23 protein-coding genes are annotated in these 25,253 nt (G+C 64.9%); 12 read left to right on the top strand and 11 right to left on the bottom strand.

Translation table 11 applies throughout. From position 1 onward, the window contains the following. Window positions 1-7 precede the first annotated feature (7 nt). The 3 genes from FNL56_RS08465 to FNL56_RS08455 all read right to left on the bottom strand — a co-directional run bounded on the left by FNL56_RS08465 (window position 8) and on the right by FNL56_RS08455 (window position 4,928). A complete protein-coding gene (locus FNL56_RS08465; protein WP_143581930.1) occupies window positions 8-910 on the bottom strand; it encodes a branched-chain amino acid ABC transporter permease in 903 nt (300 codons plus the stop codon). Between the two features lie 60 nt (window positions 911-970). Continuing rightward, window positions 971-2,101: an ABC transporter substrate-binding protein gene (locus FNL56_RS08460; RefSeq protein WP_143572383.1), complete on the bottom strand. Its 1,131-nt coding sequence runs from the start codon at window positions 2,099-2,101 to the stop codon at window positions 971-973. Window positions 2,102-2,213: 112 nt separating this feature from the next. After that, on the bottom strand, window positions 2,214-4,928 hold the full coding sequence (locus tag FNL56_RS08455; RefSeq protein ID WP_143572382.1) for a bifunctional acetate--CoA ligase family protein/GNAT family N-acetyltransferase: 2,715 nt from the start codon (window positions 4,926-4,928) through the stop codon (window positions 2,214-2,216). Window positions 4,929-5,176: 248 nt separating this feature from the next. Here FNL56_RS08455 and FNL56_RS08450 point away from each other — a divergent pair, with 248 nt between their 5' ends. Both FNL56_RS08450 and FNL56_RS08445 read left to right on the top strand, forming a co-directional pair. After that, complete coding sequence (locus tag FNL56_RS08450; RefSeq protein WP_143572381.1) at window positions 5,177-7,582, top strand: phosphoketolase family protein; 2,406 nt, start codon at window positions 5,177-5,179, stop codon at window positions 7,580-7,582. A gap of 6 nt (window positions 7,583-7,588) precedes the next feature. After that, complete coding sequence (locus FNL56_RS08445) at window positions 7,589-8,779, top strand: acetate/propionate family kinase (protein ID WP_143581929.1); 1,191 nt, start codon at window positions 7,589-7,591, stop codon at window positions 8,777-8,779. A gap of 15 nt (window positions 8,780-8,794) precedes the next feature. On the opposite strand, the gene FNL56_RS27635 is transcribed toward FNL56_RS08445, so the two are convergent. Continuing rightward, complete coding sequence (locus FNL56_RS27635) at window positions 8,795-8,968, bottom strand: hypothetical protein (protein WP_168202883.1); 174 nt, start codon at window positions 8,966-8,968, stop codon at window positions 8,795-8,797. A gap of 26 nt (window positions 8,969-8,994) precedes the next feature. On the opposite strand from FNL56_RS27635, the gene FNL56_RS08440 reads away from it, so the two are divergent. From FNL56_RS08440 to FNL56_RS08420, 5 genes are all read left to right on the top strand, one after another. After that, a complete protein-coding gene (locus FNL56_RS08440) occupies window positions 8,995-9,201 on the top strand; it encodes a hypothetical protein (RefSeq protein WP_143577695.1) in 207 nt (68 codons plus the stop codon). A 9-nt stretch (window positions 9,202-9,210) separates the two neighbouring features. Then, window positions 9,211-10,155 carry an acetamidase/formamidase family protein gene (locus tag FNL56_RS08435; protein ID WP_143572378.1) on the top strand — a complete coding sequence of 315 codons (945 nt, stop codon included), beginning with the start codon at window positions 9,211-9,213 and terminating at the stop codon, window positions 10,153-10,155. A gap of 188 nt (window positions 10,156-10,343) precedes the next feature. Then, window positions 10,344-10,925: a TIGR00730 family Rossman fold protein gene (locus tag FNL56_RS08430; protein ID WP_143572377.1), complete on the top strand. Its 582-nt coding sequence runs from the start codon at window positions 10,344-10,346 to the stop codon at window positions 10,923-10,925. A gap of 110 nt (window positions 10,926-11,035) precedes the next feature. After that, on the top strand, window positions 11,036-12,073 hold the full coding sequence (locus FNL56_RS08425; RefSeq protein ID WP_143572376.1) for an ABC transporter substrate-binding protein: 1,038 nt from the start codon (window positions 11,036-11,038) through the stop codon (window positions 12,071-12,073). After that, window positions 12,073-13,521 carry an amidohydrolase family protein gene (locus tag FNL56_RS08420; protein ID WP_143572375.1) on the top strand — a complete coding sequence of 483 codons (1,449 nt, stop codon included), beginning with the start codon at window positions 12,073-12,075 and terminating at the stop codon, window positions 13,519-13,521. The genes FNL56_RS08425 and FNL56_RS08420 overlap by 1 nt, the downstream gene beginning before the upstream one ends. Window positions 13,522-13,694: 173 nt before the next feature. Here the strand turns inward: FNL56_RS08420 and FNL56_RS08415 are convergent, their stop codons facing one another. Next, window positions 13,695-14,537 (bottom strand): universal stress protein, encoded by an 843-nt coding sequence (locus tag FNL56_RS08415; RefSeq protein ID WP_143572374.1) that lies wholly within the window; start codon window positions 14,535-14,537, stop codon window positions 13,695-13,697. Between the two features lie 477 nt (window positions 14,538-15,014). Here FNL56_RS08415 and FNL56_RS08410 point away from each other — a divergent pair, with 477 nt between their 5' ends. The 4 genes from FNL56_RS08410 (at window position 15,015) to FNL56_RS08395 (ending at window position 18,550) form a co-directional block, all read left to right on the top strand. Further along, window positions 15,015-15,818, top strand: a complete 804-nt coding sequence (locus FNL56_RS08410) for a class I SAM-dependent methyltransferase (protein ID WP_246661524.1) — start codon at window positions 15,015-15,017, stop codon at window positions 15,816-15,818. 152 nt (window positions 15,819-15,970) lie between these two features. Next, window positions 15,971-16,990 carry an alpha/beta fold hydrolase gene (locus tag FNL56_RS08405; protein WP_143572372.1) on the top strand — a complete coding sequence of 340 codons (1,020 nt, stop codon included), beginning with the start codon at window positions 15,971-15,973 and terminating at the stop codon, window positions 16,988-16,990. Window positions 16,991-17,006: 16 nt separating this feature from the next. Then, on the top strand, window positions 17,007-17,951 hold the full coding sequence (locus tag FNL56_RS08400) for a fatty acid desaturase (protein WP_143572371.1): 945 nt from the start codon (window positions 17,007-17,009) through the stop codon (window positions 17,949-17,951). An 8-nt stretch (window positions 17,952-17,959) separates the two neighbouring features. Continuing rightward, the gene (locus FNL56_RS08395) at window positions 17,960-18,550 is read left to right on the top strand and encodes a TetR/AcrR family transcriptional regulator (protein WP_143576094.1); all 591 of its coding nucleotides are present in this window, start codon (window positions 17,960-17,962) and stop codon (window positions 18,548-18,550) included. Between the two features lie 3 nt (window positions 18,551-18,553). On the opposite strand, the gene FNL56_RS08390 is transcribed toward FNL56_RS08395, so the two are convergent. The 4 genes from FNL56_RS08390 to FNL56_RS08375 form a co-directional block, all read right to left on the bottom strand. Then, a complete protein-coding gene (locus tag FNL56_RS08390; protein WP_143572370.1) occupies window positions 18,554-19,321 on the bottom strand; it encodes a DeoR/GlpR family DNA-binding transcription regulator in 768 nt (255 codons plus the stop codon). 142 nt (window positions 19,322-19,463) lie between these two features. After that, entirely contained in the window at window positions 19,464-20,468 is a 1,005-nt protein-coding gene (gene pdxA / locus FNL56_RS08385) for a 4-hydroxythreonine-4-phosphate dehydrogenase PdxA (protein ID WP_143572369.1), read from the bottom strand. Next, complete coding sequence (locus FNL56_RS08380; protein ID WP_143572368.1) at window positions 20,465-21,715, bottom strand: four-carbon acid sugar kinase family protein; 1,251 nt, start codon at window positions 21,713-21,715, stop codon at window positions 20,465-20,467. Before FNL56_RS08380 ends, pdxA begins: the two co-directional genes overlap by 4 nt. 1 nt (window position 21,716) lies before the next feature. Next, entirely contained in the window at window positions 21,717-22,745 is a 1,029-nt protein-coding gene (locus FNL56_RS08375; protein WP_143577692.1) for a 2-keto-3-deoxygluconate permease, read from the bottom strand. A gap of 325 nt (window positions 22,746-23,070) precedes the next feature. Here FNL56_RS08375 and FNL56_RS08370 point away from each other — a divergent pair, with 325 nt between their 5' ends. Further along, on the top strand, window positions 23,071-23,277 hold the full coding sequence (locus FNL56_RS08370; RefSeq protein WP_143572366.1) for a hypothetical protein: 207 nt from the start codon (window positions 23,071-23,073) through the stop codon (window positions 23,275-23,277). Window positions 23,278-23,486: 209 nt separating this feature from the next. Here FNL56_RS08370 and FNL56_RS28790 read toward each other — a convergent pair whose 3' ends face one another. Continuing rightward, window positions 23,487-23,837 (bottom strand): nuclear transport factor 2 family protein, encoded by a 351-nt coding sequence (locus FNL56_RS28790; protein ID WP_143572365.1) that lies wholly within the window; start codon window positions 23,835-23,837, stop codon window positions 23,487-23,489. 289 nt (window positions 23,838-24,126) lie between these two features. After that, the gene (locus FNL56_RS08360; protein ID WP_143572364.1) at window positions 24,127-25,116 is read right to left on the bottom strand and encodes a Bug family tripartite tricarboxylate transporter substrate binding protein; all 990 of its coding nucleotides are present in this window, start codon (window positions 25,114-25,116) and stop codon (window positions 24,127-24,129) included. Window positions 25,117-25,253 lie beyond the last annotated feature (137 nt).

Below are 25,253 nucleotides of genomic sequence, written 5' to 3'. Positions count from 1 at the left end.
TTTTCCGTCAGGCGCGCTTGACCGGCGCACGGCCGAACAGGCCGACCGGACGGAACCAGAGCGTGGCGATCAACAGGATGAAAGCGACCGCGTCCTTGAGTTCGGAAGAGATGAAGCCGGCGGTCAGCGCCTCGAGCACGCCGATCACCACGCCCGCGATCAGCGCGCCCTTGATGTCGCCGAGCCCGCCGATGATGATGACCGCGAAGCCCTTCAGCATCATCGCCTCGCCCATATAGGGCTGGATGGCATTGAAGTTCAGCCCGATCAACACGCCGGCGGTGGCGCCGAGCGCGCCGGAGATGAAGGACACCAGCCGCACCACGGCATCCGTATTGACGCCCATCAGCTCGGCCGCTTCGCCGTTCTCGGCCATCGAGCGCATCGACAGGCCGAAGCGGGTGAAGCGCACCACGGCGAGCAAACCGCCGACGATCAGCACGGTGGTGACGACGATCAGGATCTGCGACAGGTTGATGCGGACGCTGCCGAAGGTGATCGCGGCGTGGCTGATGATGGCCGGCGGCAGGCGGCGGATCTCGGTGCCGAAAATGCCGGTCATCGACGAATACAGCAACAACGTGCCGCCGAGCGTGACCATCAGCGACGACAGCTCCGGCGCCTTCTTGCGACGCAGCGGCGTCAGCAGGATGGTATCGAGCGCGATCGCGAGCAGGCCGGTGACCACCGCCGCGGCGGGCAGCGCCAGCCAGATCGGCATCGCCAGCATCTTGGTGCCGTACAGCGCCAGAAACGCGCCCGTGGTGAAATAGAAACCATAAGTGAGGTTGATGACCCATAGCACGCCGAACATCAGCGTGAAGCCCAGCGCGAACAGCGCGTAGGTCGAGCCCAGCACCAGCCCGTTGACGAGCTGCTGGGGAAGCTGCTGGAGAATTTGCGCTAACATATCAGTGCCCGCCAAAACGACGGCCGGCGCTTGCGCACCGGCCGCGGTCTCAATCGTCCGTTACTTGAGGATCTGGAACTTGCCGGCCTTCATCTCGATCACCACGACGCCGGACGCGTCCGCGGGATCGCGCTGGTCGGTGAAGGAGAACGGACCCATCACGCCCGAATACTTGGTGGCCTGCAGCGCCGCCTTGATCTTCTCGCTCTCCGGCGCGCCCGCCGTATTGATCGCGTTGGCGACGATGTGCAGCGTGTCATAGGCTTGCGCGGCGAACTGGTCCGGATCGTCCTTGTACTTGGCGCGATAGGCGGCGACAAACTTGGTGTTGGCCGCATCGTCCTTGGCGATGAACCACGGGCTGCCAACCAGCGTGCCGTCGGCGGCTTCGCCGGCGATGTCGCCGAGCTTCGGCGAATTGAAGCCGTTGCCGCCGATGAAGCGCACCTTCGGATCGATGCCGACGGCGCGGGCGCCGAGCAGGATGCCCGAGGCCGGCTCGACCAGCGCCGACACCACGATCGCGTCAGGATTCAGGCTCTTGATCTTGGTGAGCTGCGCCGAGAAATCGCTGTCCTTGGAGCCGAAGGTCTCGGTGGTCAGGATCTGGATGCCCATCTTGTCCAGCGAGGCCTTGAACACATCGTAGCCGGATTTGCTGAACGCATCGTCGTTCGCATACATCACGGCAACCTTCTTGATGCCGAACTTTTCCTGCGCGCGCTTCAGCGTGACGGGGATCACGTCGCTTTCCGGCAGCGATGTGCGATACACATAAGGCCCGATCGCGGTGATGCCTGCGGCGGTGGTCGAGGTGCCCACAATCGGCACCTTCTGCGCATTGGCGACCGGACCGGCGGCGAACATCTCGTTCGACAGCGTCGGGCCGATGATCAGCGGCACCTTGGTGATGCCGATCAGCTTGCGCGCGCCATTGACCGCCTGGTCCTTGTTGCCGGCGCTGTCTTCATACTGGATCGCCAGCTTGCGGCCGCCGAGCACGCCGGTCTTGTTGACCTCTTCCAGCGCCAGATCGAGGCCGTTGCGGATGGCGAAGCCATAGCGGCTGTTCGGGCCGGTCAGGATCTCGATGGCGCCGATCGTGACGTCCTGGGCACGCGCCGGAGCGATCCACGCAGAAGCAAGGCCGAGCGCCGACACGGCCAAAGTGGCTAGAATTCGCGTATTCATGGTAATTTCCCGATCGAAAATGCGTTGCCGCCGTCTTTATATGTCGCGACCGCGTCTTCCAACGGTTTTATTTCACGATACCATGAAAGCTGGGCGGACCGGTTCCCGGCGATTACTCCATCACCGGCGCGGAATCGAGCTTCAGGGTCACGTTGCAGACATCGCGCTCGTTCGGATTGGATTTCACGTCGAAGCCGAGGCCGCGGCACATCGCCAGCATGGTGGTGTTTTCCCGCAGCACTTCGCCGGAGACGTGGGTCAGCCCCTCCGACCGCGCATATTCGATGATCATCTGCATCAGCGACCAGCCGAGCCCGCGGCCCTTGAGGTCCGAGCGCAGCAGCACCGCATATTCGCCATTGGCATAGAGCGAGTCGGAATGAAGCCGCACCACGCCGACCAATTCATGGGTGACCGCATCGAAGGCGACGAAGGCCATCGCGCGGGCGTAATCGAGCTGCGTCAGCCGCGCGATGAATTCATGGGTGAAATGTTTCATCGGCGCAAAGAAGCGCAGCCGGCGGTCCTCGTCGGTGACATGCGCCAGAAATTCGTGGATGCCGGGCTCGTCTTCGGGCCGGATCGGGCGAATGAAGATGCGCCAGCCATCTTTCAGTTCGATGGTACGCTGCCATTGCGAGGGATAGGGCCGCACCGCGAAATTGGCCGGGCCCTTGCCGCTGAATTTTCGCGGTACCGCGCCGATCACCACGCGGGCATCGAGCGCCAGCACACCATGCTCATCGACCAGCAGCGGGTTGATATCGAGTTCGCGGATCTCCGGCAGGTCGGCGGCCATCTGCGCCAGCCGCACCAGCGCCAGCGGCACCGCATCGGGCTGCACGGGCGGCACGTCGCGATAGCCGTTGAGCAGCCGCGACACCCGCGTGCGGCCGACCAGATCGCGCGCCAGCGGCAGGTCGAGCGGCGGCAGCGCCAGCGCCTTGTCGTTGATGATCTCGACCGCGGTGCCGCCACGGCCGAACACCACCACGGTGCCGAAGATCGGATCGTCGGTGAAGCCGAGAATCAGTTCGCGGGCCTTGGGCCGCACCATCATCGGCTGCACGATGACGCCGGAGATCCGCGCCCCCGGATTCAGTTCGCGGGCGCGGGCGAGAATGTCAGTCGCCGCCAGACGCACCGCCTCGACGGTGGTCAGATTGAGCACCACGCCGCCGACATCGGATTTATGCACGATGTCGCGTGACATGATCTTCAGCACCACGGTCGCGCCATCGGCCAGGATCGTCGCGGCATGGCGTACCGCTTCCTCGACATCCCCGGCGATGAAGGTCGCGATCATCGGAATCTCGTAGGCCTGCAGCAATTCGCGCACTTCGACCGGATCGAGCCAGCGCCGGTCGTCGCGAAGCGCGCCGGCCACGATCGCGCGCGCCGCGTCGATATCGGGCACGAAGGATTCCGGCATCGCCGGCGGCACCTGCGCCAGCGCATCGACCAGTTCGCGGTGCTGCACCAGATGCATGAAGCCGCGCACGGCGTCGCCGCCGGTCGGATAGTTTGGAATGCCGGAAGCGCTCAGCATCGCCAGAATTTTCGGCGCGGCGCCGACCCACACCGCGAGCACCGGCTTGGCAAAACCGCGATGGGCATCGACATAGGTCTTGACCACCCGTGTGACGGCGCCCGCAATGTCCTCGGCCGAGGCGATGGCGGTCTCCACATTCATCACCAAAATGGCGTCGTTGCCGGGATCGGCGAGCAGGATTTCCAATGCCGCGACATAGCGCTCGGCATTGGCGTCGCCGACGATGTTGACGGGCCCGGCGCCAGACCAGCTATGCGGCAGCACCGCATCGAGCTTGGCGTGGGCCTCCGGCGATATCACGGCAGGCGTGCCGCCGAGCTGGTTGAGCCGGTCGATCGCCAGGATGCCGATGCCGTCGCCATTGGTCAGCACCGCGAGGCGCTTGCCGGCGGGCGAGCTGATGCGGCCGAGCGTCTCGGCGCAGTCGAACAATTCGCGCAGGTCCGACACCCGCAACACGCCGGCGCGACGAAAGGCCGCGTCATAGACCGCGTCGGAGCCTGCCAGCGCGCCGGTATGGGTGGCCGCATCCACCACGCCCGACAGCAGCCGCCCCGACTTGACGACCATCACCGGCTTGATGCGTGCAGCACCCCGCGCCGCCGACATGAACTTGCGGGCATCCTGGATGGATTCGATGTAGAGCAGGATGGCGCGGGTCTTGCCGTCGAGCGCGAAGTAATCGAGCAGGTCGGCGATGTCGACGTCGAGCTGGTCGCCGATCGACACGATGCCGGAAAAGCCGACCGAGCGCTGCGCCGCCCAGCCGACCATGCCGGCGGCGATCGCGCCCGATTGCGAGATCAGCGCCAGATTTCCCGGGCGCGGCATATGGGCGGCGAAACTGGCGTTGAGCTTGGCGTTTGGCATCATGACGCCGATGCTTTGCGGCCCGATCAGCCGCATACCATAGCGGCGCGCCACGGCTTCGACTTTCTCCGCCAGCGCGCCATCGCCCGCGCCCAGGCCCGCCGAGATCATCAGCGCACCGGCCACCCCGAGCTGGCCGGCCTCCTCGATAATTCCGGGAATCGCGGCCACCGGCGCGGTGATGACCAGCAGCTCTGGCACAAATGGCAGATCCGCTAGGCTGCGGACGGTGGCAACGCCGGCGATTTCGCGGTGGTGCGGATTGACGACGCCCAATTTGCCGGCGAATTTCGCCTCCAGGATATTCCGAAGCACCACCTGCCCGACCGATCCCGGCCGCGGACTGCCGCCGACCAGCGCAACCGAATGCGGCGCCAGCAGATTGGTCAGATGATAGGTCGACATCCTTCAAGCCTCAATCATGCGAAGTTTGGCCTCGAAGCACTGCGCGCGGCATTCGCGCACAGTGCTGCTCCATGCGCAATATGACCCGGCGGCGTCTATTGATCTGCCTCAATTGCGCGACTCAGTGGCATGCAACGCTGAGGCGTCGGGCACCGTCATATCAGCGTCACCGCCATCACGGAACGTATGCCGCTATGGCGTATCATAGAGCAACGGTGCGCGTGTTTGTCCGACGTGAAAGGCCCCCCATGCTCGATGCTTCTCCTCCTTTTGCCACCCTGAGCAATCCGGAACTCGACCTGATCGATCGCTACTGGCGCGCCGCCAATTATCTGTCGGTCGGACAAATCTATCTGCTCGACAACGCCTTGCTGCGCCAGCCGCTGACACGCGACCATGTCAAGCCGCGGCTGCTCGGCCACTGGGGCACCACGCCCGGACTTAATTTCATCTACGCGCATCTGAACCGCGCGATTCGGGCCGACGATCTCAGCATCCTTTATGTGTGCGGACCCGGGCATGGCGGGCCGGGTATGGTGGCGAACACCTATCTCGAGGGCAGCTACAGCGAGATCTATCCCGACATCAGCCGCGACGCCGCGGGCATCCAGAAGCTGTGCCGGCAGTTCTCGTTTCCCGGTGGCATTCCCAGCCACGCCGCGCCGGAGACGCCGGGCTCGATCAGCGAGGGCGGCGAGCTCGGCTATGCGCTGGTCCATGCCTATGGCGCGGCGTTCGATAATCCCGACCTGATCGTCGCCTGCGTGATCGGCGACGGCGAGGCCGAGACCGGCGCGCTGGCCGCGTCGTGGCATTCCAACAAGTTCCTCAATCCCGTGCACGACGGCGCGGTGCTGCCGATCCTGCATCTCAACGGCTACAAGATCGCCAATCCGACCGTGCTGGCGCGGATGTCCGACGACGAATTGCGCAAACTGTTCGAGGGCTACGGTCACGAGCCGCTGTTCGTCGAGGGCAGCGATCCGGCCATCATGCATCAATTGATGGCCGCGACGCTGGACATCGCCTTCGCGCTCATCCGCGACATCCACAAGGCCGCCCGCGACGGCGGCAACACCGCGCGGCCGAAGTGGCCGATGATTGTGTTGCGCAGCCCGAAAGGCTGGACCGGACCGAAGGAAGTCGACGGTCTCAAGGTCGAAGGATTCTGGCGCGCCCACCAGGTGCCGATCGGCAATCCGCGCGGCAATCCCGAACATCTTCGGCTGCTGGAAGAATGGATGCGCAGCTACCACCCCGAAGACCTGTTCGACGAGGCCGGCCGGCTCGTCCCGGAACTGCAGGCGCTGGCGCCGGAGGGCGTCCGCCGGATGGGTGCCAACCCGCATGCCAATGGCGGCGCGCTGAAGCGTGAACTGATCCTGCCGGATTATCGCACCTACGCCATCGACGTGCCGACGCCCGGAGGCGTGCTCGGCGAAGCCACCCGCGAGATGGGCAAGTTCCTGCGCGACGTCATCGTCCTGAACGCCGAACGGCGCAACTTCCGCATCATGGGCCCCGACGAGACCGCATCGAACCGGCTCGACGCCGTGTTCGAGGCGACCGAACGACAATGGATGGAGGGCATCGAGCCCTATGACGTGCATCTGGCGCAGGATGGCCGGGTGATGGAAGTGCTCAGCGAGCATCTGTGCCAGGGCTGGCTGGAGGGCTATCTGCTGACCGGCCGCCACGGCCTGTTCTCGTGCTATGAGGCCTTCGTCCACATCGTCGATTCGATGTTCAACCAGCACGCCAAATGGCTGAAAGTGTCGCGCGGCCTGGCGTGGCGGCGGCCGATCGCCTCGTTCAACTATCTCCTGACCTCGCATGTCTGGCGGCAGGACCATAATGGCTTCAGCCATCAGGACCCCGGCTTCGTCGATCTGGTCGCCAACAAGAAAGCCGATATCGTTCGCGTCTATTTCCCGCCGGACGCCAACACGCTGCTGTGGATCACCGACCACGTGCTGCGCACCTATGACCGCATCAACGTCATCGTCGCCGGCAAGCAGCCCTCCCCGCAATGGCTGACGATGGACCAGGCCGCGATCCATTGCGACGCCGGCATCGGCATCTGGCCGTGGGCGGGCACCGAACGCGCCGCCAATGAGCCCGACGTGGTGATGGCGTGCTGCGGCGACGTGCCGACGCTGGAAACGCTGGCCGCCGTGGACCTGCTGCGGCAGGTGATCCCGGACCTGAACATCCGCGTCATCAACGTCGTCGACCTGATGACGCTACAGCCGGACACCGAACATCCGCATGGCCTCGGCGACCGCGAGTTCGACGACATGTTCACCCGCGACAAGCCTGTGATCTTCGCGTTCCACGGCTACCCGCATCTGATCCACCGGCTGACCTACAGCCGCAACAACCATGCGTGCATGCATGTGCACGGCTTCGAGGAGGAGGGCACCACGACGACGCCGTTCGACATGGTGGTGCTGAACCGGCTCGATCGCTATCACCTCGCCATCGACGTCCTCGAACGCGTGCCCGGCCTCGGCGTTACTTCCGCCGCGGTCAAGCAGCAATTCCGCGACAAGCTGATCCAGCACACCCGCTATGTCCGCGCCCACGGCGAGGACATGCCGGAGATCCGTGACTGGGGCTGGCCCTACGGCACGGCCGCCGAAGCCGGAGACTGACGCGGCATGTCCGATGCCATCCTGGTCCTGAACGCCGGTTCGAGCACCATCAAGTTCGGGCTGTTCGAGATCGCACCGGACGGTCCGCGACTATTGTGCAAAGGCCTGCTCGACGAACACGACGCCACGCCGCAACTGACCATCAAGGCCAGCGACGGCGAGGTGCTGTTCGACAAGCAACAGCCCGACCGCGGAGACGAGACCGGGCTGCTCGACGACATCTTGCGCTGGGTCGACGGCTATCTGGCTTGCGACGAGTTGATCGCGATCGGCCATCGCGTCGTGCATGGCGGGCCGCACTTCGTTGCGCCGGTGCTGATCGATGAAGATGTGCTGTCGGCGCTACATGCCCTGACCCCGCTGGCGCCGCTGCACCAGCCGCGCAGCTTGCAACCGATCAAGCCGCTGCTGGCGCTGCGACCGGAGCTGCCGCAGATCGCCTGTTTCGACACCGCGTTTCACCACGACCTCGGCCCGCTGGTGCGCCGCTTCGCAATTCCCCGCAAATACGACGCGATGGGAATCCGCCGCTACGGCTTCCACGGCCTGTCCTATCAGTTCATCGCCCATCGCCTCGCCGAGATTTCGCCGAAGCTAGCGGCCAAGCGCACCGTGGTCGCGCATCTCGGCAGTGGCTCCAGCCTGTGCGCGATGCGGGATGGCCGCAGTATCGATACCACGATGGGCCTCACCGCACTCGACGGGCTGGTGATGGGCACGCGCGGCGGCGCGATCGATCCCGGCGTGCTTTTGTATCTGCAACGCCAGCAGGGCATGTCGGCGGCCGAATTGGAGCGGATGCTGTACAACGAGTCCGGCCTGCTCGGCGTGTCCGGCCTGTCCGCCGACATGCGCGTGCTGGTCGCGAGCCCCGAGCCGCATGCGATCGAGGCGGTCGATCTGTTCGTCGAGCGCGCCGCCAAGGAAATCGCGGCGATGGCCGTCAGCCTCGGCGGGCTAGAGTGTCTGGTATTCACCGGCGGCATCGGCGAGCACAGCCGGGAAATCCGCGAACGCATCTGCGCAAGGCTTGGCTGGTTCGGGATCGAAATGGATCGTGCAGCCAATGATGCCGGTGCTGACGTCATTTCCGTTTCGAATAGCAAGATCGAGGTGCGCATCATCCCGACCAGCGAAGAGACGACGATCGCGCGCGACTGCGTGGCGCTGTTGGCGAGCCAGCAGCAGGCCGTCTGATAGGAGCCACAACCCTTACCCCGCCGGTCTCATCGCCTGCATGCTTTTGCCCAGCGTTTCCGCAAACATCGCCGCCGCCACCGACAGGCCACGGCCGCGCAACTGGCACAGCACGAGATCGGCGGCGGGCACGTCGCGGCTATCGACCGGGCGGCCGACCAGGCCAAGGCCGAGATCGCCACCTTGCAATCGAACACCACCTTCGGATGCTGCCTTTGAAACGCTGCGACCTGCGAGGCCAGAAGGTCGAACGCCAGCGCCTGGCTGCAGGCAATCTGGATCGGCCCGCGCCGCAGCCCGCGCAGATCCCCGACCTGCGATTTCATCCGCTCGGCGTCGGCAATCTGGCTGCGGATAGCGTACGAACATCTCGCGTCACCGGCTGGGCGGTGCGCAGTGACAATTTCGCGGCCGGCGGCTAGCCTGATCCCATGAAACAGATTCAGCCTTCACCCGACACGATCCACTGGGGCTACTTCGACGCAGCCCTGAAGCCCCTCGCCACCGTCGAGCCCGGCGAAACCTTCACGCTTAACAGCGTCAGCGGCGGCGTCGCCGAAGCGCCACGCGACGGCAGCCCGTATCACGTGCGCCCCGAACTGCGCGCCATCCAGGCGGCCGTGAAGCCGGAGCTGGGACCGCATATCCTGACCGGCCCCGTCGCCATCCGTGGCGCAATGCCCGGCGACGCGCTGCGCGTCGAGATCGTCGATGTGCAACTGGCCGACGACTGGGGCTTCAACATCATCAAGCCCGGCATGGGCGCGCTGCCTGAGGACTTCCCCTACGAGCGGCTGATTCATCTCGGCATCGACCGCGCGGCCGGCACGATCGCCACGCCGTGGGGCATGGTGCTGAAGGCTACCCCGTTCTTCGGCGTGATGGGCGTGGCGCCCGCGCCAGAGGTCGGCCGCGTCAGCTCGGTGATGCCGAGTTCGTTCGGCGGCAATCTCGACAACAAGGAACTCGGCGCCGGCGCGGTGCTGTATCTGCCGGTCGCCGTCGAAGGCGGACTGTTCTCGGCCGGCGACGGCCACGGCGCGCAGGGCGACGGCGAGGTCTGCCTGACTGCCGTCGAGACCGGGCTGACCGGCACCTTCAAGATCGACCTGGTCAAGAATGCCAATCTCGACGCGCCATGGGCGGAAACGCCGACGCATGCGATCACCATGGCGTTCGACGAGGATCTGGACATCGCGATGCAGGTCGCCTTGCAGCGGATGATCCGGCTGATTGTTGCGCGCACCGGCATTACCGCGGACGACGCCTACCGACTTTGCAGCCTTGCTGTCGATTTGCGCGTGACGCAGGTCGTCAACCGCAGCAAGGGCATCCATGCGATGATTTCGCGGGAATTGCTCGATCGGGTTGGCTGAGCTTTGGACGGTCACTGTCGAATTAAGCAATCAGGGCATGTGCTATCAGCTCCCTCCCCCTTGCGGGGGAGGGTCGGGGAGGGGGGTAGCCGCGGGCCGCGTTGCTTGTGGCACCCCCACCCCCGACCCCTCCCTGCAAGGGGGAGGGGAGCACTGGCAGCAGCGCCAGATCACGAAGGACTAATCCCATGCCCCTCCGCCAGATCAATTCCATCGCCGTGTTCTGCGGCTCCAACTTCGGCGGCTCCGAGGCTTACGCCGAGGGCGCGCGGCAGCTCGGCACCGCGCTGGCGCGGGAAAACATCACGCTGGTCTATGGCGGCACCACCAAGGGGCTGATGGGCATTGTCGCGGATACCGTGCTGAGCCATGGCGGCAGCGTGCATGGCGTGATCACCGAGCGGCTGCATGCGCGCGGTCATTCCCACGCCGGCCTGACGCGCAGCGAGAGGGTCGTATCCTTACGCAACCGCAAGGAGCGGATGACCGAGCTGGCCGACGCCTTCATCGCGATGCCGGGCGGCATCGGCACGATGGAGGAGATGATGGAGGTCTGGACGATGAACCAGCTCTCCGAGATCGACAAGCCGGTCGGCCTGCTCGATATCGACGGCTTCTTCGCGCCGTTCCTGACATTCATCGACCATATGGTCGAAACCAGATTCCTGCCGCCGGCGCACCGCCATTCGATCTGCGTGGATCCGAACGCTGCGCCCCTGCTCGACAGACTGCGGTCCTTCGAGCGCACCGAGGTGCCGAAATGGCTCTGACCGGTGAGGCCGTTTCGGCACCGCTGCATGCACTTCTTGGCGGTTGAACGCCGCACTGCGAAGACCCAAGCTGGCGACCGACAAGCCCGTGCATATGCAGACCTGCGAGCATGCGCCGACTTCTGAAGTCCTTCGCCCTGGCGAGTTGTCTGATCCTTCCGCTGGCCGCGGCTGCTTCGGCCGCCGAGCCGGTGACGATCAGATTTACCCTGGACTGGAAACTGCAGGGCCTGCACGACTGGTACTACTGGGCCAAGGCCAAGGGCTATTTCGCCGCGGAGAACCTCGACGTCACCATCGACCAGGGCGAAGGCTCGGCGGTCACCGTGACGCGCATCATGTCCGGCGCCTATGACGACGGCTTCGGCGACATCAACGCCATCATCCAGAACGCCGCGACCAAGCCCGCCGACGCGCCGGTGATGGTCTACATGATCAACAACAAGGCGCCGTTCGCGCTGGTGGTGAAGGCCGATGGCCCGATCAAGACGCTGAAGGACCTCGAAGGCGCCAGGCTTGGTACCCCGGCCGGAGGTGCGGCGGTCAAGCTGCTGCCGCTGCTCGCCAAGACCAACAGCGTCGATTACAGCAAGATCAACATCACCCAGGTGACGCCGGCGCTGCAGGAGCAGATCCTGCTACAGGGCCAGGTCGATGCCTCCGCGGTTTTCTCGACGACCAGCTATCTCAATTTCGTGGCGATGAAGCTCGACCCGGACAAGGATTTCCGCTGGCTGTATTATTCGGACCTCGGCCTCGATCTCTATTCCAACGGCGTGATGGTGTCGCAGAAGCTGGCGAAGGAACATCCCGAGGCGGTGAACGGCCTGTTGCGCGCGATCAACCGCGCGCTGAAGAAGACCGTGCAGAACCCCGACGCCGCGACCGACGTGCTGGCCGAGGTCGAGCCGCTGATCAAGAAGGACCTCGAGAAGCGCCGCCTGCTCTATGTCTACAAGAACCTGATCGACACGCCGGAGGTGCGTGAGCTCGGCCTCGGCGATCTCAGCGACAAGAAGCTGACCTCGTCGATCTCAACCATCGCGACCTCGTTCGAACTGCCGAACAAGCCCGACGTCGGCAAGATATTCGACCGCTCGTTCCTGCCGGCCAGGGCCGACCGCGTGCCTCCGACCATCGCGCCGTAATGGACGCGACCCGCACCATCCACTGCGCGCATGTCATCGGCCCCCACGGGCCGCTGGCCGGCGCGCAGACGATCCATATCGCGGCGGGCAAGATCGCGTCGATCGATCCCTCGGCTCAGGCAACGGTCGAGAAGCTGCTGGCGATGCCGGCGCTGGTCAATGCACATGACCACGGCCGCGCCATCCGCACCTCTTCGATCGGGGCCGATGCCAAGCCGCTGGAATCCTGGATCCACTATCTGGCGCTGTTCCCGGCTGTCGATCCCTATCTTGCGGCCTGCATGAGTTTCGCCAATGGCGCGCTGGGCGGCGCCGGCACCATCATGAACCATTACACGCGGGCGCAGGGCTTCACCGACCTGCCGACCGAGGCCGCGGGAGTGGCGCGCGCCGCGCGCGATGTCGGCATTCGCGCCGGCTTTGCGGTGTCGATGAAGGACCGCAACCCGCTGGTCTACGGCCCGTCGGAGCCGATCCTTGCCGCCCTGCCCGCAGCCATGCGAGCAGAGATCGAGGCGCGCTTCATCCGCCCGCCGCTGGCGCCGCAGGACTATATCAGACTGGTCGATGACGTCGCCGCGGCGTCCGCCGGTCCCGGCTTCGACGTGCAATATGGTCCGAACGGCGTGCAGTGGTGCAGCGACGCGCTGTTGCGCGCGGTCGCGGAAGCCTCCGGGCGCAACGGGCGGCGCATCCACATGCATCTCCTGGAAACCAAGTACCAGCGGCAATGGGCCGACGCCAACTATCCCGGCGGGGTCGTCACCATGCTCGACGAGATCGGCCTGCTGTCACCGCGGCTGACGCTGGCGCATTGTGTCTGGGCAAGGCCCGACGAACTCGAACTGCTGGCGGAGCGCGGCGTCACCATTTCGGTCAACACCAGCTCGAACCTGCATCTGCATTCCGGCATCGCGCCGGCGCAAAAGATGCGGGCGGCCGGCTGCAACGTGGCGCTGGGGATCGACAGCAAGGCGCTGGATGATGATGACGATGCCTTGCGTGAATTGCGGCTGTCTTACCTGATGTATGCCGGCACCGGCTTCGAACATGCCAGCCGGCACCGGGCGCTGGACGGCGCCGTCGCCAATGGCCGCTTTGCGGTGACCAATATCCGCGACAGCGGCGCCCTCACCGCCGGTGCTGCGGCCGACATGCTGCTGCTCGACTGGGCTGCGCTCGACGATGACGCGCTGCTGACCGAGCCCGATCCAGTCGATCTCTTGTTCTCGCGCGGCACGGCACGCCACATCGCGGAACTGATTGTCGGCGGCCGCAACGTGGTCAAAAACCATTGCGTCACCGGCATCGACCTTCCCGCGGCACGCCGCGAAGTGCTGGGGCAGATGCGCGCCGGCCTCTCCGCCAACAGGCAGCTGGCGCCGGCGCTCGACGCGCTGAACCGCGCCATCGCGCAGCACCACCTCGCCGATCCGCCCTGCTGCTGATATTTCTTCACCTCTCCCCAGCGGGGAGAGGTCGGCGCGCAGCGCCGGGTGAGGGGCCGCGGCGCCATCGACAGGTCCGAGCCCCCCTCACCCGCCCGGCTTCGCCGGTCGACCTCTCCCAGCGGGGAGAGGTGGTCCAGTTTCAGCTTCAAGGGCGGGCGCCAGAGCCTGGGCTAATGCGCCAGCAGCATCGGAATGGTCACCTTCTTCAGCAGCGAGCGGGTGACGCCGCCGAAAATGAATTCCCGGGTCCGGGCATGGCTGTAGGCACCGAGCACGATCAGGTCCGACCCATCCTCCACAGCGAACGTGCGCAACACCTCGGCCACCGGTGCGCCGTTGGACTGCCGCTGTTCGACGCGAACGTTGACCCCGTGCCGGCTCAGGTAATGCGCCACATCGGCGCCAGGCTGTTCGCCGTGCGCGGCGTTCTTTTGAGGATCGATCACGACGACGGCGACCGACTTCGCATGGCTCAGCAGCGGCAGCGAATCGGTGATCGCACGCCTCGCCTCGCGGCTGGCGTTCCAGGCGAACAGGATGTTAGTGGCAACCTCATTGCTCTGCCAGCCATCGGGAACCACCAGAAACGGAACCCCCGTGGCCATCAGCATCGCATCGACCGAATCCATCGCCGGCATGTCGCCCGGCGAGGGATGGCCGGAGACCACCAGATCGGTATGCAGCGAGTGCAGTTGCACCACTTCCTTGGCATCGGCTTCCTTGATCAGCCGGAATTCGTGGCTCAGTTGCTCGCGCCCGGCCAGCGTTTCGAAACTCTTCAGTGCGGCAGCCGCAGCGTCCGTCTCCTGGACATTGTGCCGCTCGACCATTTCCCGAATCGCGGCCGGCCCCCTGACGAAGCCATCGGCCGAATTGCGGCTCCAGGCGGTGGCGGAAATGAACACGCCGATCAGATGCGCGTCGTGCTGCACGGCAAGCTTGATCGCATAGCGCGCCCGCGCCTCGCCCTCGGGCGTGGGATCGACGAAGACAACCAGGGACTTCAGTGCCATTGCATTTCTCTTTCGGCGCCAGCGCGCCCGCTCCGGCCTCGCCCGCCCTCACGGTCCGGAGAGCGAACCGCAAGTTTCATCCCGACTCTATACACAATGGCTCACCCAACAATGGCGCGGAAGTGACGCACCCCGGCGGCGCGAACGCGTGCCTGCCACGCGGACACCACACAACAGCCACCGCCGTGATTGAGGATAAATCCTCGCGCAACACGCGACTTGATCCAGGACAAGTTTTCACCGGACGCAACCTCACGACCTTCGACCGGTCGTCCGCATCGTTTCTCCGGCTGCTGATCGGGATAAATGACCAAGCCACCATCGAAAACCACAAGACCGGAAGTTGCTGCTCTGGATGACATCACCTGTTGTCCGCGCTGCAGGTCCGCGCTCTTCAGCCGCGAAAGAGAGCACCGCTGCTCGAATCCCGAGTGTAAATACGCCTCCGCGGGATTCCCGGTCGTCGACGGGCAGAAGGTGCTGATCGACTTCGACGCCAGCATCTTCGAACGAAGCCTGTACGACGGCGATAGCAACTCGGTACTGGACCGCGACGTGCAAGGCGAGTCGATAGGATCGCGATTGCACCGCTTCACATTCGGAGAAAACCCGGTCGCGGCGGAGAACTGCAAAAAATTCGTTGCGCTGGCCGACGAGCAATCCGCCCGGCCACGCATTCTGGTGGTCGGCGGCGCCAAGATCGGCTCGGGCGCCGATGCTCTCTACGCCAATCCGTCGCTCGACGTCGTCGGCACCGACGTATTTTCATCGCCCAATACCGTGCTGGTCGCCGATGCGCACAAGCTGCCCTTCGTCGATGGCTCATTCGACGGCGTCTGGATCCAGGCGGTGCTGGAACACGTGCTCGAGCCGGCCGAGGTCGTGTCGGAAATCCACCGCGTGCTGCGCGAGGACGGCCTGGTCTATGCCGAAACGCCGTTCATGCAGCAGGTTCACGAACGCGCCTACGATTTCACGAGGTTCACGCAGAGCGGCCATCGCTGGCTGTTCCGGAATTTCTCGGAGATCAGCGCGGGCCCGGTGACGGGCGGCGGCGTCTCGCTGCTGTGGTCGATCCGCTACCTGTTCCGCACGCTCGGCGTCGGCGACGGCGCATCGCGCATTGCCGCCCTGCCCTTTTTCTGGCTGCGGTTTCTCGACGGCTTCAGCACGGGCCGCGCCAAGGCGGACGCCGCCAGCGGCCTGTTCTTCCTCGGCCGGCGCTCCAACGAGGCTTTGTCGCCGGGCTCGATGCCGCACTACTACAACAGTCAGACCTAGTCTTCAGGGCCTGGGTCGCCCTGCCACGACGCAGATAACGGGCAATACCCTGCCCGCTATTTGCGCCGTTCGGCGTCAATTTGTCATTGCGCCGCCAGCCAATAACTGTACAAAATATCCACTAATTATGCCCCGCGGCCGTGGATATTCGCATGACCTTGCCAATCGACTACGAGACCTTCGACGCCGGCGACGTGACGCTGCAGTCCGGCCAGGTCTTTCCCAGCATGCGGCTGGCGTACAAGACCTATGGCCGCCTCAATGCCGCGAAAGACAATGTCATCGTCTATCCGACGTCGTTCAGCGCGCAGCATTTTGACACCGAGTGGCTGGTGTCGCCCGGCGGCGCGCTGGACCCCGAGCGCTATTTCATCGTGATCCCGAACCTGTTCGGCAACGGGCTGTCGTCGTCGCCGTCCAACTTGCCCCAGCAGCCGTTCCCGACCGTCAGCTATTACGACGCAGTGTCGGTGCAGCACCGGCTGTTGACCGAGCAGTTCGGCATCTCGACGATCGCGCTGGTCTATGGCTGGTCGATGGGCGGCATGCAGGCCTATCACTGGGCTGCCGCCTATCCCGAGATGGTGCAGCGCGCCGCCGTGGTCTGCGGCAGCGCGAAATGCTCGCCGTTCAACCACGTCTTCCTGGAAGGTGTGAAAGCGGCCCTGACGGCAGATCCCGCGTTCGTCGATGGCCGCTTCATCGCGCAGCCGGTCGCGGGCATGCGCGCGATGGGCCGGGTCTATGCCGGCTGGGCGATGTCGCACGGATTCTACCGCGACGAGTTGTGGCGCGAACTCGGCTTCGCCTCGCTGGAGGATTTTCTGGCGCGGTCATGGGACGGCGCCTTTGCGCGGCGCGATGCCAACGACCTGCTGGCGCAGATCGGGATCTGGCAGCGCGGCGACATCAGCCACCATGCCTCGTTCGGCGGCGATCTTCCCAAGGCACTGGCGGCGATCACCACGCGCATGCTGCTGATGCCGGGCCAGACCGACTGCTATTTCCAGGTTCAGGACAACGCGGCCGAGCTGCCGCAGCTCGTCAATGCCCGCTCAGCCGAGCTGAAGCCGATCCCGTCACTGTACGGCCACCGCGCCGGCAACCCGGCGCTGATCCCGGCCGACCGCGCCTTTATCAACACGACCATCGCAGCCTTTCTGAACGACTGATCTCGGGAGCTTCGCCATGACCATGCATGCCCACGACATCCCGCAGGGACGCACCCTCACCCCGGCGCAACTCAAGGAACTGTCGATGAAGTCGAACCTGCCGGGCGCGGTGCGATCGCTGTCGCATTTCGGCGCGATCGCGCTCGCCGGCACGCTGCTGTGGATGGTGCTGAACCACTACGGCGTTCTGTTCACCATTCCGCTGATCCTGATCCAGGGCTACCTCGTCGCCTTTCTGTTCATGCCGGTCCATGAAGCCGCGCACAAGACCGTGTTCCGGACGCGCTGGCTGAACAGCGTGCTCGGTCACGCGGCGTCGCTGACCATCATGTATCCGCTGGAATACTACACGCTGTTTCACTGGGACCACCACCGCTTCACTCAGGATCCGGAACGCGATCCCGAGCTGATGTTCGCGACGGTGCCGACCTCCGACACCCAGCTGGCGATCGCCTATTCCGGCATCGTCTATCTGTTCAAGCGCGTCCGCCTGATGTTCCGCCACGCGCTCACAGGCCAGGTGGTGGTGCCGTGGATTCCCGAGAACAGGCGCGCGCTGGTGCTGCGCGAGGCGCGTCTCTATGCGCTGGTCTATGTGGTGCTGCTGGCCGGCTCGACCGCGCTGTCCTCGACGGTACTGCTGTGGGTCTGGCTGTTGCCGCTGGTGGTCGGCCAGTGGTTCCTGCGGCCTTATCTGTTCGCCGAACACACCGGCTGCGACCACACCAGAAGCGCCTTCGAGAACACGCGGACGACCTATACCGGGCGGCTGATGAAGTGGTTCACCTGGAACATGCCGTTCCATGTCGAGCACCATGCCTATCCCTCCGTCCCGTTCCATGCGCTGCCGAAGCTCAACGCGATCGTCGATAACCGCATCGAACATCGCGGCCGCGGCTATCTCGCGGTGACGCGCGAGACGCTGGCGTGGTTTCGCCGCGCCCGGCAGCCGGCGTCGTAACGGCAGCGATGATGCCGACGGTGGATGGCAAGCCCGCGCGTCGCGGCCGGCCTCGCTCGGCCGAGACCGAACACGTCATCCTCGAGAGCGCCTATCGCATCATGGCGTCGCAGGGCCTGGCCGCAGCCAGCATCGACGCCATCGCCCGCGATTGCGGCGTCTCGAAAATGACGATCTACAAATGGTGGCCGTCGCGCGAGGCGCTGCTGATCGATGCCTTTTTGCGGCAGGCCGCGTCGATGCTGCCGTTGCCCGAGACCGGCGATCCCCTCGCGCGGATGCGGAAACATGCAGCTGCTTACGTCAAGGCGCTGAACGGCGACTTCGGCAAGGTTCAGCTCGCGGTGATCGCCGAATGCATCGCCGGCACCGGCTCGGCGAAGATCTTTTCGGAACGGTATCTGGCGATCCGTCGCGACGTTGCGATCCAGATCATCAAAGCCGGGCAGCGGGATGACAGCATTGTGGCATCCGAATCCGCGGGCGACCTCTACGACCGGATCTACGGCACGCTGTTCTATCAATACGTGTTCGGATTCCGGGCGCTGACGAAGGGCTACGCCGAGCAGCTGGTGATGACGGTGCTAGCAAGGAAATAGCTTCTATCGTCCACCCGCCACGATCACGCGCGCGCCGGCGTCCGTGAGGCGCTGGCGCTGCTCGTCCGAAGCGCCGGCATCCGTCACCAGCGTCCATCGCGGCGGCAGCGGTGCCCAGGCGGATTGCTCGGCGCGGCCGAGCTTGCCCGCGTCGGCCAGCACGATGACGTCCTTGGCCTGCTCCATCATCAGCGACTTCAGCGCGACCTGTTCGAGGTCGGCCTCGCACAGGCCGCGGCCTGACACCACGCCGTCGGCGCTCATGATGGCGCGGTCCGCCGTCATGCGGCGCAGCGCGTCGTGCGCCAGCGGCCCCATCGTGCTCATGCTGGTGGTGCGCAGCGCGCCGCCCAACACCACGAGGTCGATCGAAGGCGCCTTGGCGAGAAAAGGCAGCAGCGCCAGATTATTGGTGATGACGCGCAGCCGGCGCTGCAGCAGCAGGCGGCCGAACGCCGCCACCGTCGAGCCGGCATCGAGGATCAGCGTGTCGCCATCCCGGATCAACTCCGCGGCGGCACATGCGATAGCCTGCTTCTGCTTGCCCTGCACGGCGAGGCGCTGCTCGAGCGTGGTCTCGGCCGCAGGCCCGGTGAGAATGGCGCCGCCATAGGTGCGGAGCACGGCGTTGTTGCGGGACAGATGCTGCAGGTCGCGCCGCACGGTGGAGGCGGAAACATCGAAGCGGCGCGCCAGATCGTCGACGTCGATCTCGCCGGCGTTCAGCGCTTCCAGCAGACGGGCGTGACGTTCCTTGCTGCGCATCGACATCGGACTCGCCCCTGCAACACTCGTCGTTCGGGGGCGCCGGCGCGCCTTCGCGTCGGCGAACCCGGAATCTCGATCTGGATAGAGCACAACGGGATTCCGGGTTCGCGCGCAAGAGCGCGCGCCCCGGAATGACAGTGAAAACTTACGCCGCCAGACCGGCTTTCGGCGCGAGATCCACGGCCTGGCGCAGCGCCTCGATCAGGCTGCGCTCGTCGGCGATGCCCTTGCCGGCGATGTCGAAGGCGGTGCCGTGATCGACCGAGGTGCGGATCATCGGCAGGCCGACGGTGATGTTGACGCCGGATTCCAGGCCCAGCACCTTGACCGGACCATGGCCCTGATCGTGATACATCGCGACCACCATGTCGTAGTCGCCCCGGCCGGCCAGGAAGAACAGCGTGTCGGCAGGCAGCGGACCTTGCACGTCCCAGCCCTTGGCCTTGCAGGCCTCGACGGCCGGCGTGATCTTCTCGGCTTCCTCGCCCTGCCCGAACAGACCGTTCTCGCCGGCATGGGGATTGATGGCGCAGACGCCGATCTTCGGATTGGCGATGCCCGCCTTGATCAGCACGTCATGGCCGCGTGTGATGACGCGCTCGACAAGACCCGGCTCGATCTTCCGGATCGCATCGATCAGGCCGATGTGGGTGGTGACGTGGATGACGCGAAGCTTCGGCGTAACCAGCATCATCGACACTTCCTTGGTGCCGGTGAGGTGCGCCAGAAGTTCAGTGTGGCCGGGATATTTGTGGCCGGCGGCATGCAGCGCTTCCTTGGAGAGCGGCGCAGTGCAGATCGCCTGCGCAAAACCCGACTGCACGACCTCGACGGCCTTCTCGATGTAGCGATAGGCGGCGTCGCCGGCGACCGGCGACATCTGGCCGAACGGCAGATCGTCCGGCACGTTCTTCAGATCGAGGCACTGCACGGCGGTGGCGCCGAAATTCGCATCCTCGGCTTTCGCCAGCGCGTCGACCTCCAGCGCGATGCCGACAGCCTTGGCCGCCTTGCGCAACCGGCCGGCGTCGCCCACCACCAGCGGATTGCAGATCTCGTTGGCGTAAGGCTGCGCCAGCGCCTTCATGATGACCTCGGGACCGATGCCGGCCGGGTCGCCCATGGTGATCGCAATGGTGGGACGGGTCATGAGAAGCTTCCTTTGGTTCGAACGGCGCGGAGCCGTTCGGCAATGCGGATCAGGCTGAGTTCATCACCAAACGCCCCCGCTTTGGTGGCAATCGGAACGGACAGGGCGCCGAGCGTCAGGCCGAGCGACACGCCGGGCTCGATCTCGTCGGCGAGGCGAATGCCGTTGACGCCGAAGCGCGACAGCAATGCTGCGGCAGTCTCGCCGCCGGTCGCGGCAAAGGCGCCGATCGAAGGCGCCACCGGTGCCAGCACGTCGGCGAGGCCCTGCGACAGCTGCGCGCCCAGCGACATGTCCGGCTTTTCGTCCATCGTGATCTCGACCAGCGCATCGCCGCCGGTCAACAGCCGCAGCTTCACGGCGGCCGCAAGCCGGTCGCGGTCAGCGCCTTCACCGAGCAAGGTATCCGGCGTGACCGGGAAATGCTCGACGGTGCCGGTCGCCGCCAGTTCGCGCGCCGCGGCGCGCGACGCGCCGGCCAGCGAGCCGACGACGATCAGCGTGCCAAGCTTGCTGGTCGGAATGCGCAGCGGTTCGACATCGGTGTCGGCATCGAGGCCAGCCAGCGCATGCGCCAAGCCGGCACTGCCGATGAAGAAGGTCGAGGGCGAGGCCTGCAGGCTGGCTTCCGCGATGAGATGCAGATCGTGGTCGGTCTCGGCGTCGCAGGCCGCAACGACGTCGCCTTCGGCGGCGAGTTTGGCAAAGGTGGCCCTGAGGTCGGGGCCGCGAATGGTCGCCAGCGAAACATGATCGCCGCGGATGCCGGCGGTGGCCAGCACCTCGACGAGGTGGGCGGACGGATAAGTGTGCTCGCGCACCCAGACTTCGGCTTCTTCGAGCGGGCGGCCCTTGACGTGAATCCGTCCGTCGATCGTGGTGCGACCGGTGGCCGGAAAGGCCGGCGCGAACACGCCGAAGGCGGGGCCGGACTGCGCCTTCAGATGCGTCAGCGCAGACACGATCTCTGCGGCCGGCTGCCCGCGCAGCGTCGAGTCGATCTTCTTGAACAGGATGCGACCGGGCTCGGCGAGGCGCGCCAACACGTCGGCGTGGCGGCGGGCCGCGGCCGGGGCCGACAGGCCCCGGCTCGCGGCGTCATAAGCGAGAACCGGCAACTGGTGATCCGACGCGTCGGCAACGTCTTCCCACATCACCGCCGCCGCGCGTCCCCGCCGCCCGAAGGCGATGGCGCAGTCAGCGGCACCGGTGAGGTCGTCCGCGAGGATCAGCCAGTCATGCGCCATCTCAGCGACCGACCGCCGGTGCGGGCGCTGCGATGACCGGATCGGCAGAGGCGATTTCCTCGGCGTCCGGCTCGACGTCGCGGCCGACCTTGCTGGCCACCCACGAGGTGAGGATCGGCGTCAGGATCGCAGTCACCACCACGCAGGCAGCGATCAGGATGGTCGCGGGACCCGCGGCGTCGGCATAGGCCGGATTGGCGGCAGCAACGATCGCCGGCACGGCGGCGGCGTTACCCGCAGTGGAGGCCGCCGCGACACCGGCAACGCCGTTACCGCCGGTCAGGCGATCCGCGAAGAACAGCGGGATGCCGGTGACGACGACGACGGCAACGCCCATCGCCAGACCGAGCAGACCGGCCTGCCAGACCTGCGACAGGTTGAGGCCGGTGCCGAGCGCGAAGGCGAAGAACGGGATCATCACGGGCACGGCCTTGCTGAGAAAGGCGCGCATCTCGCGGTCCAGATTGCCGATGATCATGCCGATCACCAGCGGCAGGATCGCGCCGACCAGCGCCGGCCACTGGAACGAGGACAGGCCGGCGACGCCGAGCGTGACCATGGTGAGGAAAGGACCGCTTTCCAGTGTCATGATGGTGTAGGCGCCGACGTCGCGCGGGCGGCCGTACTGACCCATCAGCGCCATATAGAGGCCGCCATTGGTGTCATTCATCGCGGCGACGATGGCCAGCGTGGAGACGCCTGCAAAAATGCCGGCCGTGATGGGGGCTTCGCCCAGGTAGCGACCGAAGATCAGGCCGAGGATCATGGCGACGCCGACCTTGACGATAAGAAGGGTGCCGCCCTTTTTCACGATGTAGGGTGTGGCCTTGAAGTCGATGCTGGCACCCATGCAGACGTAAAACACGGCAAGGATGGTCAGGGCGCCGCCGGAGAACAGTGCGCCGGTGAACGAGCCGAAGAATTTCGGAGTGCCCGGAAAGAAGAAGGCGATCAGCGCGCCGAGCAAGAGCGGAACCGTCATCATCCCGCCGGGAACTTTTTCGATCGCCCGCTTGATTGGAACCTGCATGGTGTATCCTTCCCGCGCTTTGCGCATATTGCTTATTTCGCGCAAAAATCTTTCCAGAATAGCGCAGCGTGAGTGACATATGCGCATAATGCGCATCTAACAACCATATTTGCGCGTTTTGCGCATATTTCATTGGATGTTGTTTACGCGGTTAATTGACAAAGGGTGCCGGTGGATCGCTTGCCCCGAATTTACGCGCAAACGATCCGTGCCTGAACATGCCGTCCCGCCGCCGGCGGCCAGGATGGCGCGGGCGCGTTTCCGGCGCTTCAGCCGTCAGCTCGATTGATGTTCAGGTTCGCCTGTCGCCCAAGGGCAGCCGCTTATGGCCGCCAGCGGGCTGTTGTTGTTGTTTCCGGGCCTTGCTGCGTTCGGCTCGGTAGCGTTGAGCGCCACCATGGTGGGAGCGGTCATCACCGATCTTTTCGTAATAGGCGGTAATCCGGCGCCGGCAATCGTCCTGCTCGGCATCACACTGGCAATTGCGTGGCTGCGTCGTCAGACGCTGCTGCAGTTCCTGAACGTTCAGTAAGCACGTTTAGCAGCACCAATTACGATCCTTGTTGGACCATCCGTGCGGTCGGAATGGACGAGTCGAGGATCATAGCGCGCGCGAGCGGCGAGCGCCTCTTAGAGAGCCGCCGCTGGCATTCATTCCAGTCTCAGGCAACCTTCAAGAATTCTACGGCAACGAATCTGCCAACGAAGCCTGCCATGAGGCCGGCGAGCGCAGACCAGATTCTATTCCGGTGCATCAGGAGCGATCGCGATAATCGGAGTTGGCCGCGATTTTCCATCTTTCAAGCGCATGACAGACGCTCCTTGGACGCGATTGGATTTGCCGCCGATCGTTCGTGTAGAGACCCATTCGACGGCTAAGTTTGATTCTCCGTCAAAAACGACGTTTGTCGCATACCAGCGCACGTCCGGAAATTTCGCAGCTAAGTCCGACAGAAATTTCGCAACCGCATCTCGCGAAAGTCGTGAACATACAAGAGCAAAACCAAGAGAAGAACTGTTATTCCCGTGCTCGCCGAGGAGCCGAGTTAACCCGGCTTGCCATTGCCTTGGCGCTGCGAAAATACGGAGCAATCGCTCAACAGTTTGCCGCTGCCGGTGGAAGAGGAAAAGCCCAGGGTGTCGATGCCCACATAAGTGTTACGTCCGACGGATTGACGCCGGCCGCATAGATTTCGACAACGACGTCACCGACGCTTCGGATGACGGGTAGATTTGCGGAAACGACCGGCGCGATCGAGGTCGCGTCAGCTCATTTGGCGTCGAGACGCACCGTGCGCGCCGCATGGTTCAGTTCCGACAACGGGCGCTCCAATCCAGCGACCGCAACGACCGCTTCCACGGCCTGACTTTTCGACCAGATTCAGACCGGTTGCAAGCCGAGCGCCTGCGCGCTTTCGATCCACACCGGCAGTTCGCGCTGGTAGAGGGCGTTGCTGTCCTTGAAACCGAGCGCCGGCTCCAGCACGAAGGTCGCGAGGACCTCCTTGACCTTGGGATCATCATTGGCGGCTACGAAGAGCTGCGACAGCCTGTCCACAATGGGTTGCGGCGTCGCCTTCGCAACGGCCCAGCCCGTGAAGCCGCTCACTGTGAAGAACCGAGAGGTGGCGCCCTGGTCGGGCAGCGTTTTGACACTCGGAATCGCATCGACCTTCTTCGAGTGCACGGCAAACGCCACGCCGCGGTTGCTTTGCAGCACCGATTGCGCGGCCGTGTAACTGCCCATCGCAACGTCTAGCGTGCCTTCCGCCAGACCGGTCCACATCGGCGCCTCACCGCGATAATGGATCGGTTCGATGTTGAGCCCGTACTGCCGGTTGAGCTCGTTTATCGTCATATGCGGTGACGAGCCCGCACTATATGTGCCGAAATTGACCTTGCCGCTCTTGCGCGCATAGTCGACGAATTCTGCCAGCGTGGTGACGCCGGACTTCGGGCTGGCCACCAGCGGCAGACCGGCGCCGGGGATCAGGCTGAGCAGTGTCAGATCCTTGTCCATGTCGTAGCCGGGGGCCTTCATCATGACCCGGTTCATCACATAGGTGGTCGAGATCGAGCACAGGATGGTGTGCCCATCGGGCTCGGCGCGGACGACTTCCGCCGCTCCGATCGCCCCCGATGCGCCCGCCTTGTTCTCGATCACGACGGTCTGGCCGACCTTCCGGGAAATGAAATCACCAAATGCGCGGCCGAGCAGATCGGTCTGCCCGCCGGCGGGATAGCTGACGATCATGCGGATTTGCCGAGACGGCCACGCGGCTTGCGCAAAACCATCGCGCGACAGCAGCGGCATTGCGGCGACTGCCGCTCCGGCCGCGATAAAACGACGGCGATCCATTTCGCTTGGCATGATTCACTCCCCCTATGTTTTTTTTGCGACAGTAGCACTGTCAGGGCGTCTGGCACTCCTGACAGGCGGGACAGATTGGCGCATGGCCGGCCGTTCAAGCGGGCGCCACACTTGCCCGCCTACTGAACCGCGGCTAC

The sequence above is a fragment of the Tardiphaga sp. vice304 genome (assembly GCF_007018905.1).
Classification (GTDB): Bacteria; Pseudomonadota; Alphaproteobacteria; order Rhizobiales; family Xanthobacteraceae; genus Tardiphaga.
The sequence above is the reverse complement of the archived record's forward strand: the minus strand, read 5'-3'. Positions and strand labels throughout refer to the sequence as shown.

Bases quoted from the DNA above. Each gene is read 5' to 3' on its own strand.
- FNL56_RS08450 (WP_143572381.1), top strand. From the start codon at position 5,177: ATGCTCGATGCTTCTCCTCCTTTTGCCACCCTGAGCAATCCGGAACTC.
- FNL56_RS08395 (WP_143576094.1), top strand. From the start codon at position 17,960: ATGATGCCGACGGTGGATGGCAAGCCCGCGCGTCGCGGCCGGCCTCGC.
- FNL56_RS08435 (WP_143572378.1), top strand. From the start codon at position 9,211: ATGAAACAGATTCAGCCTTCACCCGACACGATCCACTGGGGCTACTTC.
- FNL56_RS08460 (WP_143572383.1), bottom strand. From the start codon at position 2,101: ATGAATACGCGAATTCTAGCCACTTTGGCCGTGTCGGCGCTCGGCCTT.
- FNL56_RS08360 (WP_143572364.1), bottom strand. From the start codon at position 25,116: ATGCCAAGCGAAATGGATCGCCGTCGTTTTATCGCGGCCGGAGCGGCA.
- FNL56_RS08400 (WP_143572371.1), top strand. From the start codon at position 17,007: ATGACCATGCATGCCCACGACATCCCGCAGGGACGCACCCTCACCCCG.
- FNL56_RS08445 (WP_143581929.1), top strand. From the start codon at position 7,589: ATGTCCGATGCCATCCTGGTCCTGAACGCCGGTTCGAGCACCATCAAG.
- FNL56_RS08430 (WP_143572377.1), top strand. From the start codon at position 10,344: ATGCCCCTCCGCCAGATCAATTCCATCGCCGTGTTCTGCGGCTCCAAC.
- FNL56_RS08390 (WP_143572370.1), bottom strand. From the start codon at position 19,321: ATGTCGATGCGCAGCAAGGAACGTCACGCCCGTCTGCTGGAAGCGCTG.
- FNL56_RS08455 (WP_143572382.1), bottom strand. From the start codon at position 4,928: ATGTCGACCTATCATCTGACCAATCTGCTGGCGCCGCATTCGGTTGCG.
- FNL56_RS08370 (WP_143572366.1), top strand. From the start codon at position 23,071: ATGGCCGCCAGCGGGCTGTTGTTGTTGTTTCCGGGCCTTGCTGCGTTC.
- FNL56_RS08375 (WP_143577692.1), bottom strand. From the start codon at position 22,745: ATGCAGGTTCCAATCAAGCGGGCGATCGAAAAAGTTCCCGGCGGGATG.
- FNL56_RS08425 (WP_143572376.1), top strand. From the start codon at position 11,036: ATGCGCCGACTTCTGAAGTCCTTCGCCCTGGCGAGTTGTCTGATCCTT.
- FNL56_RS08415 (WP_143572374.1), bottom strand. From the start codon at position 14,537: ATGGCACTGAAGTCCCTGGTTGTCTTCGTCGATCCCACGCCCGAGGGC.
- FNL56_RS08420 (WP_143572375.1), top strand. From the start codon at position 12,073: ATGGACGCGACCCGCACCATCCACTGCGCGCATGTCATCGGCCCCCAC.
- FNL56_RS08465 (WP_143581930.1), bottom strand. From the start codon at position 910: ATGTTAGCGCAAATTCTCCAGCAGCTTCCCCAGCAGCTCGTCAACGGG.
- FNL56_RS08380 (WP_143572368.1), bottom strand. From the start codon at position 21,715: ATGGCGCATGACTGGCTGATCCTCGCGGACGACCTCACCGGTGCCGCT.
- FNL56_RS08405 (WP_143572372.1), top strand. From the start codon at position 15,971: ATGACCTTGCCAATCGACTACGAGACCTTCGACGCCGGCGACGTGACG.
- pdxA (WP_143572369.1), bottom strand. From the start codon at position 20,468: ATGACCCGTCCCACCATTGCGATCACCATGGGCGACCCGGCCGGCATC.